Source organism: Microbacterium sp. SMR1, from assembly GCF_003289625.1.
Lineage (GTDB): Bacteria > Actinomycetota > Actinomycetes > Actinomycetales > Microbacteriaceae > Microbacterium > Microbacterium plantarum.
Map to the genome: position 1 here is coordinate 318,207 of NZ_QMBN01000004.1, position 21,163 is coordinate 339,369.

The 21,163-nt window shown below is 70.9% G+C and carries 17 protein-coding genes; 8 read left to right on the plus strand and 9 right to left on the minus strand.

What is annotated here, in order from left to right; translation table 11 throughout:
• Positions 1 to 7: 7 nt before the first annotated feature.
• Complete coding sequence (locus DO944_RS14560) at positions 8 to 1,996, minus strand: sigma-70 family RNA polymerase sigma factor (protein ID WP_181574268.1); 1,989 nt, start codon at positions 1,994 to 1,996, stop codon at positions 8 to 10.
• Entirely contained in the window at positions 1,993 to 2,583 is a 591-nt protein-coding gene (locus tag DO944_RS14565; protein WP_112617851.1) for a hypothetical protein, read from the minus strand. The genes DO944_RS14560 and DO944_RS14565 overlap by 4 nt, the downstream gene beginning before the upstream one ends.
• Before the next feature lie 221 nt (positions 2,584 to 2,804).
• Here DO944_RS14565 and DO944_RS14570 point away from each other — a divergent pair, with 221 nt between their 5' ends.
• The 8 genes from DO944_RS14570 to DO944_RS14605 all read left to right on the plus strand — a co-directional run bounded on the left by DO944_RS14570 (position 2,805) and on the right by DO944_RS14605 (position 11,396).
• A complete protein-coding gene (locus DO944_RS14570) occupies positions 2,805 to 4,202 on the plus strand; it encodes an HNH endonuclease signature motif containing protein (RefSeq protein ID WP_258524779.1) in 1,398 nt (465 codons plus the stop codon).
• A gap of 190 nt (positions 4,203 to 4,392) precedes the next feature.
• On the plus strand, positions 4,393 to 5,850 hold the full coding sequence (locus DO944_RS14575; protein WP_181574269.1) for a LuxR family transcriptional regulator: 1,458 nt from the start codon (positions 4,393 to 4,395) through the stop codon (positions 5,848 to 5,850).
• 52 nt (positions 5,851 to 5,902) lie between these two features.
• Positions 5,903 to 6,199, plus strand: a complete 297-nt coding sequence (locus DO944_RS14580) for an ATP-dependent DNA ligase (protein ID WP_112617853.1) — start codon at positions 5,903 to 5,905, stop codon at positions 6,197 to 6,199.
• A 118-nt stretch (positions 6,200 to 6,317) separates the two neighbouring features.
• Positions 6,318 to 7,805 carry a UDP-N-acetylmuramoyl-L-alanyl-D-glutamate--2,6-diaminopimelate ligase gene (locus DO944_RS14585; protein WP_181574270.1) on the plus strand — a complete coding sequence of 496 codons (1,488 nt, stop codon included), beginning with the start codon at positions 6,318 to 6,320 and terminating at the stop codon, positions 7,803 to 7,805.
• A gap of 70 nt (positions 7,806 to 7,875) precedes the next feature.
• A complete protein-coding gene (locus tag DO944_RS14590; protein ID WP_112617855.1) occupies positions 7,876 to 8,244 on the plus strand; it encodes a hypothetical protein in 369 nt (122 codons plus the stop codon).
• Between the two features lie 132 nt (positions 8,245 to 8,376).
• On the plus strand, positions 8,377 to 9,399 hold the full coding sequence (locus DO944_RS14595; RefSeq protein WP_112617856.1) for an SDR family oxidoreductase: 1,023 nt from the start codon (positions 8,377 to 8,379) through the stop codon (positions 9,397 to 9,399).
• A 25-nt stretch (positions 9,400 to 9,424) separates the two neighbouring features.
• Positions 9,425 to 9,940: an ASCH domain-containing protein gene (locus DO944_RS14600; protein ID WP_112617857.1), complete on the plus strand. Its 516-nt coding sequence runs from the start codon at positions 9,425 to 9,427 to the stop codon at positions 9,938 to 9,940.
• A 151-nt stretch (positions 9,941 to 10,091) separates the two neighbouring features.
• Positions 10,092 to 11,396 (plus strand): esterase family protein, encoded by a 1,305-nt coding sequence (locus DO944_RS14605; protein WP_112617858.1) that lies wholly within the window; start codon positions 10,092 to 10,094, stop codon positions 11,394 to 11,396.
• A 15-nt stretch (positions 11,397 to 11,411) separates the two neighbouring features.
• On the opposite strand, the gene DO944_RS14610 is transcribed toward DO944_RS14605, so the two are convergent.
• The 7 genes from DO944_RS14610 to DO944_RS14640 form a co-directional block, all read right to left on the minus strand.
• Positions 11,412 to 13,922 carry a DUF2156 domain-containing protein gene (locus DO944_RS14610; RefSeq protein WP_146752070.1) on the minus strand — a complete coding sequence of 837 codons (2,511 nt, stop codon included), beginning with the start codon at positions 13,920 to 13,922 and terminating at the stop codon, positions 11,412 to 11,414.
• 72 nt (positions 13,923 to 13,994) lie between these two features.
• Positions 13,995 to 14,885 carry a hemagglutinin gene (locus DO944_RS14615; RefSeq protein WP_146752071.1) on the minus strand — a complete coding sequence of 297 codons (891 nt, stop codon included), beginning with the start codon at positions 14,883 to 14,885 and terminating at the stop codon, positions 13,995 to 13,997.
• A 47-nt stretch (positions 14,886 to 14,932) separates the two neighbouring features.
• Positions 14,933 to 15,946, minus strand: coding sequence for a LacI family DNA-binding transcriptional regulator (locus DO944_RS14620; RefSeq protein ID WP_112617861.1), 1,014 nt, complete (start codon positions 15,944 to 15,946; stop codon positions 14,933 to 14,935).
• Positions 15,939 to 17,483, minus strand: a complete 1,545-nt coding sequence (locus DO944_RS14625) for a sugar ABC transporter ATP-binding protein (RefSeq protein WP_396652032.1) — start codon at positions 17,481 to 17,483, stop codon at positions 15,939 to 15,941. Before DO944_RS14625 ends, DO944_RS14620 begins: the two co-directional genes overlap by 8 nt.
• A 46-nt stretch (positions 17,484 to 17,529) precedes the next feature.
• Positions 17,530 to 18,549, minus strand: a complete 1,020-nt coding sequence (locus DO944_RS14630) for an ABC transporter permease subunit (RefSeq protein WP_112617863.1) — start codon at positions 18,547 to 18,549, stop codon at positions 17,530 to 17,532.
• Positions 18,546 to 19,589 (minus strand): ABC transporter permease, encoded by a 1,044-nt coding sequence (locus DO944_RS14635; RefSeq protein ID WP_112617864.1) that lies wholly within the window; start codon positions 19,587 to 19,589, stop codon positions 18,546 to 18,548. The genes DO944_RS14630 and DO944_RS14635 overlap by 4 nt, the downstream gene beginning before the upstream one ends.
• Positions 19,586 to 21,133, minus strand: coding sequence for a sugar ABC transporter ATP-binding protein (locus DO944_RS14640; RefSeq protein ID WP_205289218.1), 1,548 nt, complete (start codon positions 21,131 to 21,133; stop codon positions 19,586 to 19,588). Before DO944_RS14640 ends, DO944_RS14635 begins: the two co-directional genes overlap by 4 nt.
• Between the last annotated feature and the right edge of the window lie 30 nt (positions 21,134 to 21,163).

Consider the following 21,163-nt stretch of genomic DNA (forward strand, 5'->3'; position numbering starts at 1 on the left):
GGTCCGGTCAGTACGCGGTGAACGACACGAAGGATGCCGGGCCGAATCGTCCGGTGGCAGGGTCGAGGTAACGCAGCCCCAACGTCACCGGTCCGGCGGTCGGCACCGAGAATCGCGAGGTGTACCGGCCGTCGGCATCGAGCGCCATCGGCTGATCGCGCCACGGCACCGTCTCGCCCACGCGAGCACGCTGCATCTGGAGATTCGGCTGTCCCGTCGCGGCCAGGTCGAAACCCGAGGCCGCGACCGTCGACCCCGCCAGGGGCGAGGTGAACGCCGGCGGCGCCGTCACCGTTACCGCCGACGGCGGGCAGAGGGGCGAGGTCGCGCCGTCGACCTGCTGGCGCGCAGCCAGCGAGCGGTCGCCCGCGGGCAGGTAGGCGGCGGCATCCGTCTGGTCGATCCCGCCCGACAGGTCGGACACCGTCCAAGTGCCTCGTTCGTTGGCGGCGGTCCGTGCCCAGACGGTGCCGCCGTCGTCGACGACCTCGACGAGGGCGCCCGGCTCGGCCTCGCCCGAGATGAGCGGGTAGACGCTCGGGCCGGCGCTGCTGTCGACGGACATCGTGGGAGCGGCGGGCGCTGCGGTCGCGGGAGGCGGCGTGGTCGTGGGGCTCGGAGCGGGCGTGGGTGCCGGGGCCGGTTCTGGTGAGGGGGTGGCGGTGTCAGGGGTCGCGGTGTCAGGGGTGGCGGGGGACGCCTGCGACGGTGCGAACGGTGCGGAGGGGATGCTCGGGTCGCTCGAGCGGGGGGTGGTATCGGGGTTGCTGCGCGAGTCGTGCGGAGGCGCCGGGGGTGCGGTCGGGGCCTCGGGCGCCGAGGGGCCGGACGGGGTTTCGGCCGTATCCGCATCCGCATCGGCATCCGTATCGGCATCGGCGCCCGGGACCTGGCCCGAGTTCGGCGGCGAGGCCTGGGCTTCGGCGGTGCCCGAAGGCAGGTCGGCCGTGCTGAGCAGCGGCGCGGAGAAGGCGACCGCCGTCCCCACCACGGCGATCGCGCCCACGAGGAACAGCGGGTGGCGCCACCCCTTTCGGGCGGCGGAACGCGCGGCGGCGCTGATCGGGCGCGGCGCGGTGCCGGTCGCACTGCTCGCGCTCGCGGGGCCGGCGGCGCCGGTCGCGCCGTTCGGGCCGAGGGCGAAGGTCGCCACCTGCGCGGCGCCCGACTGCGTCCACGCGCTGTACGACGCGGCTGCGGGGATGCCGACCACGAGAGGGACGAGCACGAGCGCCAGGCGCGACGAGATGTCGCGAGCCTCGATCCAGGCGAGCGCGCAGCCCTCGCAGGTCGAGAGGTGCTGCTCGACGCGACGCGCATCGCGCCGCGACAGCCCCGACCGGGAGTGAGCACCGAGCATCTCGAGGGTCAGGCGGCATTCGTCGTCATCGGCGCGACGCAGCTGAGCCGATACCCACGCGTCGCGGAAGCCGCGCCGCGCCCGAATGACGAGCGCCGACGCCGCGTTGGGTGCGAGCCCGAGCAACGGAGCGAACTGGCGCGGCTTCAGGCCGTCGACCTCGCTGTACCAGAGGGCTTCCTGCCAGCGAGTGGGGAGCGTTGCGAACGCCGCAGCGACGGCGCTCGACTCGAAGCCCGCGATCGCCGACCACTCGGCATCCGGAGCGGCCTCATCCGCGGCGTCCTCGAGGTCGGTCGCGTACGTCTGCGACTGCCGCGCTCCCCACTGATGCGCGACGTTCCGGACCGAGGTGAGCAGATAAGGCCGGAAGCCCATCGACGGGCCGCCGCCGCGTTGGATGGCCGACAGAATCCGAGCAAAGGCCTCGGCGACGACATCATCCGGGTCGAGCGATGTGTATGCGCGGGCGACGGCGTGAGCCGCGGCCGAGTGGCGCAGCCAGAGTTCGCCGTAGGCGCGCTGGTCGTCATCGCGCGCGCGATCGACGAGCTCGTCGTCGGAGAGCTCTGCCGGGGTTCGGGGCTCGCTGTCGTCCTGAGAACCCGACTTCGTGCGATGGGGGGTCGCGCTCATCGTGAGATTCCCGCGCCGAGGGGCACGCCCCATCGAGTGAACGGGTCGGACCGTTCGGCGTCGCCGATCGCCTCGAAGTTGCGCAGGTGACGCCGGAGGGTCGCGTACGCCTCGTACGAGAAGCCGTCGCAGACGATGGTCGCCGTGACGGCCTCACCGTGCGACTTGTCGGTGACGAGGATGAGGCGGGCGGGCGCCCCCTCGCGGCTGGTCGTGCCCGACGAGCACACGAAGCCGACGTCGCCGCGCTGCCATGACCGCTTGTGGGCGTTCGGCCAGCCCCACGCGACCGTGAGAGTTGCGCCGTCGATCTCGATCCAGGACGGACGGATGGCATCCCGAGCGGCCTGCTGACCTCGTGCCCGCGTGCGACCGAGCGGCCACGCGCGGGAGCGGAACCTGATCGTGCCGACCCGGGTGGGTGGCTCGGCGGACGCGGGGGTGAGGCTGGTGGCGCGAGTGCGGGCGCGGTCGCGGTCGCGGCTGCGGGTGCGGGCTCCGGCGCGCGGCCGGTCGCGCCGGAGGGAAGCGCGGGTCCGGGTGCCCGTTTCGGAGGGAGCCGGACGGGCGTTCGTCGCAGGGTGCATGTTAATGAGACGTTCGAGGCGACGGATCGTGACGCGAAAACACGAAGAAAGTTGCGGGGGAGCCTCGTCGGACGAGGATTCGGACCGAGACTCATGGGCTGGCTCGGGCGGATGCCGGATTGTGGGTCCGTCAATTCCTCCCCAACCGGTCGAGCGGGCCGCGCTCTTTTGTCGAAGACATATTCGACGGGAATGTCGTACCCTGCTGCGACAATGGGAACATGAAATCGAACGGCGATTGCGGGCTCGGAGGCGGGGGCGCCTCGGGTGGGTCGACGCACGCCGCGGCTTTCGCGGGTTTCGCCGAGGCCCTCGACCTCTTCCACGTCGGGGATGTCGCGCGGATGCGGGCGTTGGCGGAGCTGGGGCGGTCGGCTCTGCGTGAGGCGCGGCGCGACGGGGTACGAGGCATGGCGTCGGACATGGAGATGCGGTCGGTGGCAGCCGAAGCGGCCGGGATGGCGCGGCTGACGGACCGGCGCCTGCAGGGTGAGATCGACCACGCGATGACCGTCATCGACGACTACCCCGCCGTGTTCGAGGCGTGGGTGCAGCGGCGGATCGAACGCGGACACGTCGATGTGGTCGTGCGGGTCGGCGCGAGGGTGCCTGACGAGGTGCGGTCGGCGTACGAGGAAGCCGCGATCGCGGTGTGCGAGCGGGATGTGCCCTCCCGCGTGCGCGGTGCGCTGGATGCGTTGGCGGCGCGGTTGCATCCGCAGAACTTCACCGAGCGGCACAAGACCGAGGCGGCGGAGCGGTGCGTGCGGGTGTTCCACGGGACGGACGGGATGTCGAACCTCGTCGCGAACCTTCCGACGGTCATCGCCGCCGGGATGCTCGACAGACTCACGCAGATGGGACAGTCCGTGAAGGACGCGCGGGTCGCGACTGGTCCGGAGGGCGGAGCGGATGCCGCGGGGGCGGCGGATGCTGCGGAGGTGGCTGAGCCTGCCGACACCAGGACGATGGATCAGCTGCGCGCCGACATCCTCGGCGACCTGGTGCTCGGCGGGGCGCCGGTCGTGGACCCTACCTACGGGACCGACCGGGCCGGTGGGCTCGGCGCGATTCGGGCACGCGTTCAGGTCGCGGTCACCGCCGAGACGTTGATGGGCAAGGATGAGAACCCCACCGAAGCCGTCGGGGCCGGGCTCGTCGATGCCGACACCGTCCGGCAGCTCGCCGGGCAGGTGTCGGAGTGGGACCGGCTCTTCATCGACCCCGTCACCCGCACCCCGGTCGAGATCGACACCTACCGACCCACGGCTTCGATGAAGAAGCTCCTGATGGCGCGGGATCAGCACTGCCGGTTCCCCGGATGCCGGCGGGCCGCGATCCGTTGTGAGCTCGACCACACGGTCGATTACGCCCTCGGTGGGCATACCCACATCTTCAACCTCGCCCACCTCTGCCAAAGACACCACTCGATGAAGCAATTCACCAAGTGGGAGGTCCGGCAGGTCGGCGGAGGCGTTCTCGAATGGACCTCACCCCTCGGCCGGATCTACCGCGAAGACGTACCCATACCCGCGGTCTGCTTCACCATCGACACCGCCGATCCGCCACCGGATGCCGCACCCGGTGGGCCACCGCCGGACGAACCGCCACCGTTCTGAGCCTGAGCCTGAGCCTGAGCCTGAGCCTGAGCCTGAGCCCGGACTCTGCGCGCGCAGTCTCAGCGACTGGCATCACGACACGGAGTTCGCACGGTTATCGCGAAGTCGCGTCACGATTCGGGCTTCGCGCCATCCCCTCCATGACGATGCGATGAGCGCATCGCGTGAACGAACCACCCGGAGACCCATCGTGACGATCGAGCGCCGCGCCATCCTGCATCCGAGCCGCACCCACGAGCTCCGCGCGACGGCGCACCGCATCGTGAACGGCAGCCTGCCCGGTACCCTCCCGGCACGGCCCACCCAGGTCGACCTGGCTCAGCTGCGCACGCTCGACGTCGGCGTCACACCGCAGTTGTGGACCGAGGCGAACGTCCAGCTGCTCGAAGGGATGTTGATCGCGCGTGTGCGGCTCGACGACCTCGACAGCGCACTCGACCTCGTCGACGCCCACTTCGCCGAGGGGCGTCTGCGTGGCCGTGCGGTGCTCGGGCTCGACTCGCTGGGGTCGCTGTTCGCCGCGGTGGCCGAGACCTACGCGGTGGCCGGACGTCCGCGTGACGCTGGGCTGTACTCCTCACGGGCCCTCACCTTCGCCGCCAGCGAGGCCGTGCGTTACCGCGCGGCAGCCGTGCAGACCCTGGTCTTCGCGGTGAACGGCGAGTTCTCCTCGGCGGCGGCATCCCGAGAAGCGTGCGCCGACCTCGCCCGCACCAACCGATGGAACGTCGCCGACACCGACCATGCCCTCACGGTCGCCGACATCCTGCTGGGAGCCGGAACGCTCGACGCGCCCCGTACCGAGCGCGCCGCCGCGCTGCTGCGCTCGATCGCACCGCGCGACCCGTACGCGCAGCATGCCGCAGCCACGGCGGAAGCGATCGCGCTCGTCCTCCGCGGCGACCTCACGGCAGGCGCCGCCGGACTGCGGTCTGCGATCGGAGGCGCATGGTCGCACCTCAGCCACCGGCTGATGCGGCAGCTCGCCCTCTCCGTCCTCGCCGAGGCGGCTCTCGCGCAAGGATCGGCTCGGCGTTCGCTCGCTCTGCTCGAGGCGCTCGAATCGTCGCCCAGTCACGCAGTGTGCTTCGAGGCGCACCGCGCGGCTGCGCACCTCGCGCTCGGCGACGACCGCGCGGCGCTCCACGCGACCGACGGGTGCCTCGCGCTCGGAGCGGAGCACTGCCCGCGCACCCTCGCCATCGTTCTGGTGCGTCGGGCCGTCGCGCGTGACCGGCTGGGCCAGAGCGCCGCCGCCGACGACCTGTTCGACGAGGCATGCAACCTGGCCCATCACGCCGGCGACCTCATCGCACCCTTCATCAGCGTGCCGCGAGAGCAGCTGGCGCCGCTACGAGAACGCCTCCGCGAGCGCCGTCCCGACCTCGCCGCCGCGGTTGCCGACGCGACGGAGGAATTCCACCGGCGGGAACCCCGCGCGCCGCAGGCGCTGCCTGCCCTGACACCCCGCGAGCGATCTGTCGCCTCGGTGATGCGAGGCGGCAAGACCTATGGTGAGATCGCCGGGGAGTTCACGGTCTCCATCAACACGATCAAGTCGCAGATGCGATCGCTGTTCGCCAAGCTCGGCGTATCGACGCGCGATGAGGCCGTCGTCGTGCTCGAGCGTCACGGCTTCTATCTGTGAGCGGATGATACGCGCCGGCCCCGCGTTGCCCGCAGCCGCCTAAGCTGTGCCGGTGGGCAGATTCTTCTACGACAACGCGGCCAACTTCGTCGAGATCGACGACCGTGCGCTCGCGCATCTCCGGCTGGTTCTGATGACCAAGCTGCGGCGCGGCGAACCGCTGATGTTCGAGACGACCTCGCCGCACGGCACGAGCCGTCGCGATTTCTGGCTGCACCCCACGATCTCGGTCCAGTTCCAGTTCGCCGGCAGCCGCCAGCCGCAGATCAACCCGAAATGGATCGACGCCCTCATGGAATCGGCCAACAGCGCCGACGGTCTGCGGATGGTGCCCGAGCCCCAGAGCTGACGTTCTCCGTCTTAAGCGGCGCTTACGTTACGGTGCCAATCTCAGGCTCCGACGTGTTCTTCCCGCGGGTGACCGCCCGTTCATGGAACTGTCGAGTCAGAGATCGATGGGGCGGTACATGCAAGACGCTGGGGAGGGTCGGAAACTCGACCCTGATTGGTGGGCGACGGGGGTCGCCGGGGGGAACGTACCCGGCGGTCGCCTGCGCGGCGACAGCCGCACCGTGCAAGCCGGCGACGTCTTCGTCGCGCTCGGCCGAGACGAACGGGTCCGCGAGCACATCACGCAGGCGCTCGAGCGCGACGCGGCTCTCGTCCTGACCGACGCGAGCGTCACGCACGTCGATGCGCGGGTGCGCGGCATCCCGCACCTGGCCGCCGTGATCGGGCGGCTGGCCGACCAGTACACCGGTCATCCGTCGGCCGAGATGACCCTGGTAGGCGTGACCGGCACGAACGGCAAGACCTCGACGGTGCAGCTCCTCGCGCAGAGCTGGGAGCTGCTCGGACGCCGCGCCGCCACCATAGGCACGCTCGGAGCCGGCCTGTTCGGCGCTCTGGCGAAGACATCGCTCACGACCCCGTCGGTGGTCGACATGCACGAGCTCCTCGCCGACATCCGGCGCGCCGGCGCCGAAGCGGTCGCGATCGAGCTGAGCTCGCACGCCCTCACGCAGGGAAGGGTCGAGGGATGCCACTTCGACATCGCCGCGTTCACGAACCTCACCCGCGACCACCTCGACTACCACGAGTCGATGGAAGCGTACGGCCAGGCGAAGCAGGGCGTCTTCCGTCTTCCGGGTGTGCGCGCCGCGGTGCGGAACATCGACGACCCCTACGTCGCGGGCATCGCGCTCCCCGCGGGACTCGACGACGTCACCGTCTCGACGTCCGGCGCAGCGGCGGCGACGGTCCGCGCCGACGGCATCCGGATGCGGGCCGACGGCGCCGACTTCACTCTGGCGATCCAGGGCGACCGCTTCGAGGTCGCGTCACCGCTCATCGGCCGCTTCAACATCGACAACCTCGCCATGACGGCAGGCATCCTCTGCGCGCAGGGCATCGCCCCCGACGCCATCGCGCGGGCGGTGGGGGAGATCCGCCGGGTTCCCGGACGCATGCAGATCGTCGCGCCCGGCGCCGGCCCGCAGGTCGTCGTCGACTACGCCCACACGCCCGACGCCCTGCGGCAGGCCCTCATCGCCCTGTCAGGCGGTGCCGGCCAGCTGACCGTCGTGTTCGGCTGCACCGGTGACCGCGACCGCGGCAAGCGACCCGAGATGGCCGTCATTGCCGAAGAGCTCGCGCGGACGATCATCGTCACCGACGACGATCTGCACCACGAAGACGGCGACGCGATCGTGGCCGACATCCTGGCCGGTTTCCGCTCGGTCGAGAACGTCCGCGTCATCCGCGATCGAGCGACCGCCATCGCGATGGCCGTCGCCGCCGCCGGTCCCGACGACATCGTCCTCATCGCAGGCAAGGGCCACGAGTCGGTGCAGATCATCGGCGACGACGCCGTCGCCTCCGACGATGTGTCGATCGCCACCGGCGCCCTCCGGGAATGGCGCGAGAAGCACGCGCTGCTTCCCGACGGCCGGTAGTTCGATTCATCGTCGTATCCAACCCGAAATGACGGGCGATCTCGTTCGATATATGACAAAATCCCACGTGATGAGCGATGACATCCCGCGGGTCCCCGTGCGCACCAAGACCCTCCTGGAGGAATGGGTCGCCGAGTTCCTCGAACAGGGGAAAGTGCCCGGCGTCTCGGTCAAGGTCGCCATCCAGGACGGGTCGGACGGGCTCGACACCGGACTCGTCATCGTGCACCTCGAGAATGCGCCCGCCGACGTCTACATGCAGCCGCGGGCGATCGACGACCCCGAGTGGGAGGCGACCCTCACCGCGCGGTCCGACGACCTCACCCTGACGCCCTATCAGATGGCCGGTCTTGCCGCCGAGGTCGCCTTCGCCGGCAATCTGTGCACGTTCCTGCAGTTCAAGTCGATCGAGTGGGACCGGATGTCGGGCATGCGCTGATCGCGCACGCCGAGACCTTCTCTAGACCATCGCACCCTGCCTGGCAACAGGTGCGTTCCCGCGCGCTGGCGTGCCGACAATGGTCGCGATCGCGAGCTTCCACCGTGGATGCCTCGGTGGAAGGAGATCGTCATGGCTGCAGCGAGCGGGCGCGGAGTCGCCGTCGTCACCGGGGGAAGCGCGGGCCTCGGTCGAGCCATCGTTCGTGAGCTCGCGCACCGCGGCTGGGACGTCGCGGTCCTGGCGCGCGGGCGTGACGGCCTCGACGGCGCTGTCGCCGACATCGAGGCGGCGGGCCGGCGCGCGCACGCGGTGTCGGTCGACGTGGCCGACGCGGATGCCGTCGACCGGGCCGCCGCCGATGTCGAGGGCGCCCTCGGCCCGATCGACCTGTGGGTCAACAACGTCATGTCGGGGGCGATCGCCACGTTCCTCGACACCTCGGCCGACGACTTCGACCGCGCCACGGCTGTCACCTATCTCGGCACCGTCAACGGCACCCGCGCGGCGCTCCGGCGGATGCGCGACCGGGACCGCGGACACATCATCCAGATCGGGTCGGCGCTCGCCCACCGCGGCATCCCGCTGCAGGCGGCCTACTGCGGCGCGAAGCACGCGATCCACGGCTTCACCGATTCCGTCGTCTCCGAGCTCACGCACGAGAAGAGCCGCGTCGCCGTCTCCATCGTCGACATGCCCGCCCTCAACACGACCCAGTTCGGATGGGTGAAGTCGAACTTCCCGCAGCATCCGCAGCCGGTACCGCCCATCTTCCAGCCCGAGGTCGGCGCCCGAGCCGTCGCCGACGTCGCCGACAAGCCGCGCCGGCGCACGTGGGTGGGGGAATCGACCGTCGGCCTCATCCTCGGCACTCGCGTCGCCGGGCGCTTCCTCGACTGGTACCTCGCGAAGAACGCCTGGGAGGGGCAGTTCGCCCCGCAATCCGACGCCGCCACGACCGCGCCGAACCTCTACGAGCCGGTGCCCGGTGATCACGGCGCCCACGGCGCCTTCGACGATCGTGCGCGGAACGGAAGCGTGCAGACCTGGGCCATCCGTCACCGCGCCCCGCTGTACACCGCGGCGTCGGCGGCGGCGTCCGCGGCGCTCGTCGGCCTGATCGCCGGCGCGAGGGCGGTGACGCGGCGGCGCTGAGACCGGCGGGTGCGAGGATCGAGGGATGAGCGAATACAGCGGATCATCCCGTGCCCTGCCCCTCGATGAAGCCGCCGCGGCCGAGATGTGGGAGCAGTACCGGACGGCGCACCCCGAGGCCGTGCTCGCTGCACCCGAGTACACCGTCGAGCACTTCGGCGACAATGCGCGCCTGGCCGATGAGCTCCTCGGGATCGTGCTCGCCGGCGGCAAGCGCGCCACCGCCGAGCTCGTCGCCGACTTCGTCGCCCGCGGCGATCTGATCCCGCGGATCGGATCGCACTGGATCGCCTGCGACAGCACTGGCGCTCCGCGCATCATCATCCGCACGACCGAACTGCGCCTGGGGCCGTTCACGAGCGCGGATGCCGCGTTCGCCGCCGACGAGGGCGAGGACGACCTGTCGCTCGAGAGCTGGCAGCGCGAGCACCGGCGCTACTGGACGCGCGTCGCGGCCGCCCGCGGGGCGGAGTGGTCGGAGGACGAGGACATCGTCTTCGAGCGGTTCTCGGTCGTCTGGCCGCCCGAGCACGCCGACTGAGCCCGCCCGCGTCGCGGCCATCCCGACCTGATGAAACCGCCGCGAAAACCGGGCCGCGCGCGGGGTCGAGCACGCGGTCCGGTTTACGCTGAGGACGGGTCGGTGAGCCCGCCGCGCCATCCCGGCTCGACGCGACCCTCGGGAGGTCGATGTGAACTGGCTGCTCAACGTCAACATCCTCTCCGGACCCGCCGTCGTGATCACGTGCGTCCTCGCCGCCCTCGCGTTCGTGTCGCTCGTCGTGCTGCGACCCAGCCGTCGCTGGCAGCGCCGCAGGTGGACGCTGACCGCCGCGGCGGCGGCCGTCGGCGCGGGTCTGTTCGGGATGGCGCTGACGTGGCTGCTGGCCGATCACTACAACCTGTTCGGCGTCGTCCTCACCGCCGACTCGCGTATGTGGATCGCGCTCGGCTTCGCCGCCATCGGAGTCGCCCTCGCGTCACTGTGGCGGCCGACCTGGCGCCGTGCCGTCGCCGCGCCGCTCGCGATCGTGCTCTTCGCGGCTACCGCCGCCATGGGCGTGAACATCGCGTTCGGCCAGTACCCGACCGTGCGCACCGCGCTCGGGCTGCCCGTGTTCGGCGCCGCCGATCTGCCGTCGGTCGACAGCGACGCCGACCGCCCGACGATCGCGGACTGGACCGCGCCCGAGGGGATGCCGTCGGCGGGGGAGGTCGGCACGGTCACCATCCCGGCCACCGACTCCGGATTCTCCGCCCGACCTGCCGTCATCTACCGCCCGCCCGCGGCTCTCACCGACAACCCGCCGCTGCTCCCGGTGCTCATCGTGCTCTCGGGACAGCCGGGGCTGCCCCAGGACCCGCTGATCTTGGCGCACCTGCAGCAGACGCTCGACGCCTACGCCGCGGCTCACGACGGCCTCGCGCCGATCGTCGTCTCGCCCGACCAGCTGGGCTCGCGCGACGCCAACCCCATGTGCATCGACTCGCCGCTCGGGAAGTCGGCCACCTACCTCACCGTCGACGTGCCCGCGTGGATCAAGGCCAACCTGCCCGTCCTGGATGCCCCCGACTTCTGGGGGATCGGCGGGCTCTCGCAGGGCGGTACCTGCTCGATCCAGCTCGGGTCCGCCCACCCCGAGCTCTTCAGCGCGATCCTCGACGCCTCGGGTGAGGAGTTCCCCTCGCTCGGCGACGAGGCGACCACCATCGCGCAGGGCTTCGGCGGTGACCGGGCCGCGTACGAGGCGGCCAAGCCGGCCGCGATCATGGCCGCTCACGCCCCTTATCGCGATATGACCGCGGTGTTCGGCGTGGGCAGCAATGACGACGGCTTCCGCCCGGGGGTGCAGCGGATCTACCAAGCGGCGCAGGCTGCGGGAATGGATGCCACCTACGTCGAGGCCCAGGGGAGCGCCCACGACGCGACATCGTGGTCGTACGTCTTCCAGCAGGGGCTGCCCATCATCGCGGACCACTGGGGCCTGGGCCGCTGAACCGCTGAGCCGCGGCTAGCGCAGCGCGCCCGCCATGCGCACCGCCTGCGACAGGGTCAGCGTGGGCAGGTAGCAGCGGGTGAGCGCGACCCCCAGCGCGGGGAGCATCGCCGGGTCGGGGTACACGGCCCACAGCGGCACGAACTCGGGCTGGAACTTGCGCTTGAAGTTCAGCAGCGACCGGAATCCGTACGCCGGCTCGAGCAGCCCGCCCAGCAGGTCGAGCAGCCGCGCGACATTGGTGCGAGCGGCGTCATCACCGAGCTGCGTCGAGGCGAGCGGCGACCCGGACAGGCTGAGGAGCGTCAGCCCGTCGCCCTTCATCCGGTCGGCGGCGGCGCCGATCACGAACTCCATGATCCCGTTCATCGCATCGCCGCGCCGGCGCATGAAGTCGAGCGTGTATCCCGTCACCGTGCCGTGCTCGAACATCGGCAGCCAGCTCGTGACCGCTTCGATCCGGCCGCTCTCGTGGACCGCCATCATGATGCGCACCGCCGGGTCGTCGAGCTCGTCGACGCCGCCGAGGGTGAACTCCATCTCGGGCAGCGACCGGTCGGCGACCCAGCCCTCGGAGATCTCACGGATCTGGGCGTGCTGACCCGCGGTGAGCTCGCGCCATGAGGTCCACACCGCGGTGATACCCGAGCGGGATGCGCGGTTGGTGGCGGTGCGGATGTCCTGGCGCTTCTTACCGGCCGTGTTCCAGTCGGGCAGGTGGAGCACGGCTTCCTCGGCGACCGGCATCCGCTGCCAGCCGAGGTGATCGAAGATGCTGCCCTCGCGCGCGTCGACGCTGTAGAACACCGCCGTCCAGCCGTGGGCTCCGCAGAACTCCACGAAGTTCGACACGACGTCGGGGCGGTCGTGATCGGGGCCGAAGGGGCCGCCGAGGGTCACCGCGATGGTGCCGCGCACGCGGTAGGCGATCGCAGCGTCAGCGTCGGGAGCGAACCAGTACGAGTTGCCGCGCCAGGTCGACATGAACGACAGCGTGTCGCCCCCGCCCCGCTCGAGCACGCCCCGGGCGCGCAGGCGGTCGGGTGCGTCGAGCACGGTGCGCGGATTCAGGAGCACCCGAGCGACCGCCACGATCAGCAGCATCCAGAACACCAGCGACGGCAGGTACCACAGTGCCTGCGCGGCGGCCGATTCGGGCACGAACTCGACGATGTCGGAGGGGATGAGAGTCGGCGGCACGAGGCGCAGCGGCAGCGCCCGCAGCACCATCACGGCGTCGATCCCCGGACGGAAACCGTCGGCGAGGAGGAGCGTCCCGACGAAGGAGGCAGCGAGCGTCACGGCGGTGCCGATCGCCACGGTGACGGCGAACGTGCGCTTGGCCGCCGCGGCCGTCGAGACGCGCGCCGCCCCGCGGAACGCGATCAGCACGACCGCCACGGCCAGCGGCACGATCGCCCCGACGATGACGCCCGTGAGCGTCTGCCAGACGAAGTCGGCGGTCTCGGGGTCGACGGCGGCGCCGATCGCGGCGACCGTGTCGGGCTCGATCACGAGGAAGGTGTAGACCATCCCCGCGAAGATCGCGAGATTGATGGCGACCGCGACCGCGAGCGCGATGCGCCGCCCGCCCCGGATGCCCCAGGCCGTGAGCAGCAGGACGATCAGCGGCAGCAGCGCCACGACACTCGACCAGCCCTGCAGGTCGGCGATGGAGGAGAAGTCGTCGGGGCACGGCGCGCCGGGCGAACCGAAAGCGCACACCTGGCCGTCCACCACGCTCAGCGGATCGATGGAGAGGTACCCGTAGATCGACAGCAGCCCGGCGCCCGAGCCCGACGCGGTCGCCACGACCGGGCCGATCGCGGTGATCGCGACGATGGCCGCCAGCAGGACGCGCTTCTCGTAGTACGAGCTGCGCACCAACCGGAAGCCGCGGACGCGGCCCCCCAGTGCGAAGCCGAGCGCGAAGCCGACGGGAACCGCGAGGAGCGAGAACAGATCGTTCGCGCCGCCGGAGTAGAGGTAGAGCGTGATGGCGGAGAAGAGCGCCAGCAGTCTCGTGCGGCGGCGCCAGATCGTCCCGAAGAAGGCGCTCGCCGCCATCGCCGTCGCCAGCAGCGGGGCGGTGGGGGAGAAGACGTCGACGGCGGGTGCGTTCAACGGGATGCCGGCGAGGTAGGTCTGCTCGAACAGATCGATCGCGAACCCGAGGAACGACGCCGCGACCCCGCCGACGACGTACGCGATCGCGGTCCGCAGGCTTCCCATCGCGCGCTCCGCCGCGCCGACGACGAGGATCACGAGGACGACGAACGCGACGAGCGCCGGCACCGTCTCCACGACGAAGAGCGAGGTGAGCGAGCTCCACCAGTGACGCACCGCGGTGCCCGCCGGGTCGGCGTCGTCGACCGGGATGAAGCCCCAGTCGATCGGCTGGAAGATCATCCCCGCGACGCTGAGTCCGATCGTCAAGGCCGCGATCAGCAGCGTCACCGGTCGATGGCGCGACCACGAGCGCGCGCTCGTGGCGAAGGTACGCGGGTCGCGCAGGGGTGACGTCACCTGACGCACGATAGTGGCTCCGCCTGTGGGCGCAGAGTCCACGCACAGCTCACGCTTATACGGCTCGAACCCTCATCCGGCTCGTACGGAGCCGAACCACAGCGCGAAGTAGTAAGCGAAGTTGCGGTTGCCGTACGACGAGCACGGGCCGCCCGAGCCCCACCCCGCCGACAGCGCGGCCGGGTCGGGCTGATAGGGCGTGTAGTTGTACAGCGCCGCCGTCGCGTCGTTCTCGATCGCGACATCCGTTCCCCCGCAGGCGGGGTCGGGGTGGAAGGCGATGAAGTGCGTGCCCGGCTGGCGCATGAAGCCGGATGCGCGGTACGAGGCCAGGTCGGTCGCCCCCGCGACGATCTGCGCGCCCACGCCTTCGTACTCCGGGTCGCAGGGAGCGGTGTCGGGACAACTCGCCCCCATCGCCGCCCGCAACCGTCCCTCCGTGGGCGCCCGGGCGGCGCGGCCCTCGACCAGCGACTGCTCCTTCTGCAGGGTGACGAGGATGACGCGGGCCGAGATCCCGCAGGCCTCCTGCACCCGGTGGATGATCTCCGCGACCGGCAGCTCACCCCCCTCGATCGCGCGGCAGATGACGTCGCCGGTGCGTTGCGAGACCCGAGCCTCACGCGACGAGATCCCCGCGGTGGCGACGTTCAGACACGCGTCATTGGCGCACTCGCCGATCCGATCGTCGAGGAACGCCTGGATCTCGGCGGCGGAGAGCGCGTCGTGATCGAAGAACAGGGCGTCGTCGATGAGGTTCCCGGGATCGATGTCACCGACGTTCGGCGGGAGCTCCCGCGGCTCCTGGGCCGGCTGCGGCTGCGCGCCGGGGAGCGCCGAGAGATTCGACGCCGTCACCCCGATCGCGACGATGACGGTGACGAGCAGTGCGGGGACGAGAACGAGCACAGCCGCGATCCCGATCCGGCGACGGCGCCGCCGCATCCGGGATCGAGAGGCCATGGGAACGATCGTGCCGCACCCGGTCACGAGAACGCTGGGAGCGGCGCTCAGCCGTCCGACACCGACGACTGCCGGACGATGAGGCGGGTCGGCAGCGGGGTGGCCTCGGTGACGACATCGGGCTGCTCCACCACGAGCAGGACCTTCTGCATGATCAGGGCCCCCAGCGCCGGGAAGTCCTGCTCGACCGTCGTGAGCGCGGGATGGAAGAACGCCGCTTCGGGCACGTTGTCGAATCCGACGATGCCGACGTCCTCGGGCACCCGCAGACCGCGTTCGCGCAGCGCCGACAGTACTCCGATCGCCATGTGGTCGTTGCCCACGAAGATGCCGTCACCCGCGGCGATGTCGCTCTCGATCGCGATGCCGAACCCGCTCGCAGCCGACCAGTCGCCGTAGGTGAGCGGCGGGATGTCGAGCCGCCTCGCGACGAGCTCGTCGCGCCACCCGCGCACGCGCTCGGCGGCGTCGGGATTGCGGGCGGGGCCCGCGATGTGGTGGATGCGGCGGTGACCGCTCTCGGCGAGGTGGCGCACGGCGCTCCGCGCGCCCCGGTACTGGTCGATCGACACGAGCTGCGGATGCGGCCGGCTGGTGGCGGCGACAGCGACCAGCGGGATGTCGAGCTCGAGCCCCTGGATGGCCGCGAGCACGTCGAGGTCGACCACGATGAGGACGATCGCGTCGACACGCTGGCGCAGCAGGCCGTCGATCGCCGACCGCACGGCGGCGACGTCGCTCTCCGGTGAGCTGATCGCGTCGACGTTGTAGCGTTCCGAGCGCGCGGCGAAGTTGAAGTGGGTCGCGACCGAGGTCGGCCCGAACTGCACCGTCCCCGGCGTGATCAGACCGATGGTCCGGGTGCGGCGGGTCACGAGCGCCCGCGCCGCGGGGGAGGGGCTGTAGCGCAGCTGCGCGATCGCCTTCTCGACCCGCTCGCGTGTGGCGGGCCGGACGTTCGGCATGTCGTTGAGCACCCGCGACACCGTCTGGTGAGAGACGCCGGCGAGTCTCGCGACGTCGAAGATGTTCGCTGCCCGGGGCGTGCGCGCGTCAGTCATCGGCCTCTTCGGTCTTGTCGTCGGCGCGCGCCACGAGGGCGATCAGCAGGTCGGAGCTGAGATCCGCGGCCGGTACGACGTGGGCGATGCGGCCGTCGCGGACGACCGCGATGGTGTGCGAGACCCGCAGCACCTCGTCGAGCTCGGCCGAGATGTAGACCACCGAGACGCCGTTGTCGGCGAGCTCTCCGACAAGGCGCTGCACCTCGGCCTTCGCGCCCACGTCGATGCCCCGCGTGGGCTCGTCGAGCACGACCACGCGGGGAGACAGAGCCAGCAGCCGCGCGAGCAGGACCTTCTGCTGGTTGCCGCCGGAGAGCTCCCGGACCGGGCGGTCGATGTCGGCGGGTCGGATGTTGAGGGCCTCGATCCAGCTGCGGGCGAGCTCGCGCGCGCGGGCGGCGCCCACGGGGCGCAGGACGCCGCGCTGCGCCTGCAGGGCGAGCGTGATGTTCTCGAGCACGCTGAGGTCGCCCAGCACACCGTCGGTGCGACGGTTCTCCGACGAGTAGACGACACCCCGCCCGATCGCCGACCGCGGGCCGTGGCCCCCGAGCGGGGTGCCGTCGAGGAGCACCGTGCCCTCGTCGAGGCCGTCCACGCCCGTCAGCGCGCGGGCGAACTCCGTGCGTCCGGAACCCAGCAGGCCGGCGAACCCGATGACCTCGCCCTCGGCGAGCTCGAGGTCGAACGCATGTCGCGTGCGGTTCGACCGTGCTCCCCGGGCCGACAGCACGACCGGCCCGTCGCTCAGCGGTGCGATGTCGTCGTCGATCGCCGCGAGGCGGGCTGCGGAGTCGCCGAGCATCTTCTCGACGAGCTCGACGCGCAGGAGCTCGGTGGTGGAGTACTCGCCGACGAAGCGGCCGCCGCGCAGCACGGTGACCCGGTCGCACAACTCGTAGACCTGGTCGAGGAAGTGAGACACGAACAGCACCGCGATCCCGCGGGCGGTCAGCTCGCGGACGACGCGGAACAGCTCGGCGACCTCGTCGGCGTCGAGGCTCGAGGTCGGCTCGTCGAGCACGAGCACCCGCAGGTTCGATCCCGAGACCGCGCGCGCGATGGCCACCAGCTGCTGCACGGCGAGCGAGTGCGACGACAGCAGCGAACCCGGGTCGATCGAGACCCCGAGGGACTCGAGCGCCGAAGCGGCGCGGCGCCGCATCCCCGCGTGGTCGATGAGCCCGAACCGGCGGGGCTCGCGTCCGAGCGAGACGTTCTCGGCCACCGTGAGGTTCGGCAGCAGGTCGATCTCCTGGTAGACGGTCGAGATGCCCGCCGCGAGCGCGTCCGCGGGGCGAGCGAGGTGCACCGGTGCGCCGTCGAGCAGGATCTCGCCGGCGTCCAGTCGGAGCGCGCCGGTGATCGCCTTGATGAGCGTCGACTTCCCGGCGCCGTTCTCGCCCATCAGCGAGTGCACCTCGCCCGCGAACAGCCGCAGATCGACGTTCGCGAGCGCCTGCTCGGGGCCGAAGCGCACGTCGGCGCCGCGCACCTCGAGCGTCGGCGCCGCCTCGGGATCCATGCGCACCATCATGCCGCCCCGATGCCCCGCCGCGCTGCCGCGGCGCGGCGGGCCGTCACCGCCGCGTCGCGGATCGGCTGACGATCACCCGCTGCACCACGACGAACACGAGCAGCAGCGCGCCCACCGTGATCCGCGTCCATGACTGCTCGGCGCCCAGGAACGAGATGATCGTGCGGATGAGCCCGTAGACGAAGACGCCGATGAGCGACCCGACGACGAACCCGCTGCCTCCCGTGAGGAGGGTGCCGCCGATCACGACCGCGGCGATCGTGTCGAGCTCGGTGCCGACGCCGTTTAGGGGATAACCCGCGCCGGAGTAGGCCGTGAGCACGATGCCCGCGATCCCCGCGCACACGCCGCTGATGACGTACACCAGCAGGCGGGTGCGCACGACCGGCAGGCCCATGAGGCGCGCCGACTGCTCGCTGCCGCCGATCGCGTAGACGGTGCGGCCGAAGCGCGTGTAGCGCAGCACGAGCGCGGCCAGCGCGACCGTGAGCAGGGCCAGGATGCCGGTGGGCGTGATGTACCAGCCGCCGACCGACAGCCGGGTCGACTGCAGCCACAGCAGGCCCTCGTCGGCGACCTTGATCGACTCCAGGCTCACGACGAAGGCGAGGCCGCGCGCGAGGAACATGCCGATCAGCGACGCGATGAAGGGCTGCACGTCGAAGAACTGCACCAGGACGCCGATCAGCAGGCCGATCGCGCCGCCGATCACGATCATCGCCGGCACTGCGACGGCGACGGGCACTCCCTCCGACAGCAGCCTCGCGCACAGGATGCCGGTGAAGGCCATCACGGCGCCGACCGACAGATCGATGCCGCCGGTGAGGATCACGAAGGTCATGCCGACGGCGAGCACCAGGAGGTAGGCGTTGTCGAGCAGGATCGACGACAGGATGCGGGGCAGCTGGAAGTTGGGGAAGTTGATCATGGCGCCCGCGATCATGACGACGAGGATCACGGCGGCGGCGAACACCGGCACGAGGGCGATGTGGCGGCTGAGGAAGCGGCGCCACGGGGTCAGGGCGCGCTCGTGCGCGCGTGGGGCAGCGGTGAGCGATGTCATGACAGCACCTTCGCGTCGGAGCGGGCGGAGACGGCGCGGGCTGCGGGGCGGGCGCCGGAGGTGAACCAGCCGCGCACACGGCGCGACTGCAGCAGGACGACCACCAGCACGGCGCCGGCCATGAACACCGGGCTCACGGCGGGCGGGACCCCGAGGAAGGTGATCGTGGTCTTGAGGGTCTGGATCGTGAAGACGCCGATGACGGTTCCGGCGATGCTGAACTTGCCGCCCGCGAGCGACGTGCCGCCGAGCACGACGGCGAGGATCGCGTCGAGCTCGATGTACATCCCCGCCGCGTTCGCGTCGGCGGCCATGATGTTCGAGCTGTAGAGAATGCCCGCGATACCCGCGAGGGTGCCGCTGGCGATGTAGGTGCCCCAGATGATCCCGCGCGAGCGGACGCCCGCCAGGCGGCTCGCCTCGGGGTTGATGCCGACGGCCTCGGTCAGCATCCCGAGGGCGGTGCGCCGCTGGACGACGGCGACGACGATGATCGCGGCGACCGAGACGCACAGGGCGAAGGGCAGGCCGAACACGTATCCCTGTGCCATGAACTGGTACGGCTCGCTGTTGATCGTCGTGATGAATCCGCGCGTGATGAGCAGAGCGACACCGCGTCCGGCGAGCATGAGGACGAGCGTGGCGATGATCGGCTGGATGCCGAGCACCGCGACCAGGAAACCGTTCCACGCGCCCAGGACGAGAGAGGTGCCGACACCCGCCGCGATCGCGATCGCGACGACGCCGAGATTCCCCGGCTCGGGCGATGCCTCGATGATCGTGAGGGCGACGGCGCCCGACACGGCCATGATCGCGCCCACGGACAGGTCGATCCCGCGGGTGGCGATCACGAGCGTCATCCCGAGGGCGACGAGCATGAGCGGAGCGCTGTTGCGGAGGATGTCGATGAGCGAGCCGTATAGCTGACCGTTCTGCACCGTCACGCTGAGGAACGAGGGCCGTGACACGGTGTTGACCGCGATCAGGGCCACGAGGGCGAGCGCCGGCCAGACGAGCCGGTGCGTGATGAGCTTCTTCACGCGATCTTCTCCTTATCCGAGGGGTTCTCGGCGTCGCCTTCGGCGATGAAGGCGACCAGTGTGTCGACGTCCACATCCTGGGTCATGAGTTCGCCGATCTTGCGGCGATCGCGCAGAACGGCGACGCGTTGCGCGATGCGCAGCACCTCCTCGAGCTCCGACGAGATGAAGACGACGGCGAGGCCCTGAGCCGCGAGCTCGGCGACCTTGCGCTGGATGTCGGCCTTGGCGCCGACGTCGATCCCGCGGGTGGGCTCGTCGAGGATGAGCAGTTCGGGCGCGGTGGCCAGCCATCGCGCCAGCAGCACCTTCTGCTGGTTGCCTCCCGAGAGGTTGCGCACGAGGGCGTTCGGGTCGGCGGGGCGGACGCCGAGGGCCTCGAGGTACTCGGCCACGAGTGCGTCGCGTTCGCTCTGCGGGACCCGGCGCAGCGCGCCGCGCCGCGCCTGCACGCCGAGCACGATGTTCTCGGCGACGGTGAGGTCCGCGATGATGCCCTCGGATCGGCGGTCCTCCGAGGAGAACGCGATGCCGTGATCGAGTGCGTGACGCGGGGTGGTCAGACGGGTCGGGACGCCGTCGACCTCGACGGAGCCGGCATCCGATCGATCTGCGCCGGCGAGCAGGCGCGCCAGTTCGGTGCGGCCCGAGCCGAGCAGGCCCGCGATCCCGACGACCTCTCCGCGGTGCACGTCGAGATCGGACGCCTCGATGACGCCGCGGCGTCCGACGCCGCGGGCACGCAGAACCGGGACGGCGTCGCGGTCGATCTCGCGTTCAGCGGTCGACGACAGGGCGTCGAGGGCGCTCAGCTCGCGTCCGATCATGCGCGCCACGAGGGCCTCGCGTCCGAGCTCGGCGATGGGGTACTCCCCGACGAGCCCGCCGTTGCGCAAAACCGTGAGACGGTCGGAGATCTCGTAGATCTGGTCGAGGAAGTGCGAGACGAACAGGATGGCGACGCCGCGGTCGCGGAGGCGCCGCATGACGGCGAACAGCTGCTCGACCTCGCCGCGGTCGAGGCTCGACGTGGGCTCGTCCAGGATGAGGACCCGCGTGTCGATGACCATCGACCGGCTGATCGCGACGAGCTGCTGCACCGCGATCGAGTGGCTGGCCAGCACGGAGTGGGTGTCGACGTCGAGACCGAGCTCCGCGAGGTGTCCGGCGGCCGCCTCGTGCGTTGCGCGCCAGTCGATGCGTCCGGCGCGGCGCACCTCGTTGCCGAGCATCACGTTCTCGGCGACCGAGAGGTTGGCGCAGAGGTTCACCTCTTGATAGACCGTCGAGATCCCCGCCGCCTGCGCGTCGGCGGTGCTGCGGAACGAGCGCTCTCGTCCGTCGACGACGATGCTGCCGCTGTCGATCGCGTAGACGCCCGTGAGTGCCTTGATGAGCGTGGACTTGCCGGCGCCGTTCTCTCCCATGAGGGAGTGGATCTCGCCGCCGTAGAGCGTGAGATCGACGGCATCGAGTGCCTTTACGCCGGGGAACTGGATGGTGATTCCGCGCATGGCGACTGCGACGGGGCGTTCCGTGGTCATCATCGACCCGCTTTCTGGAAGGGGTGGCGG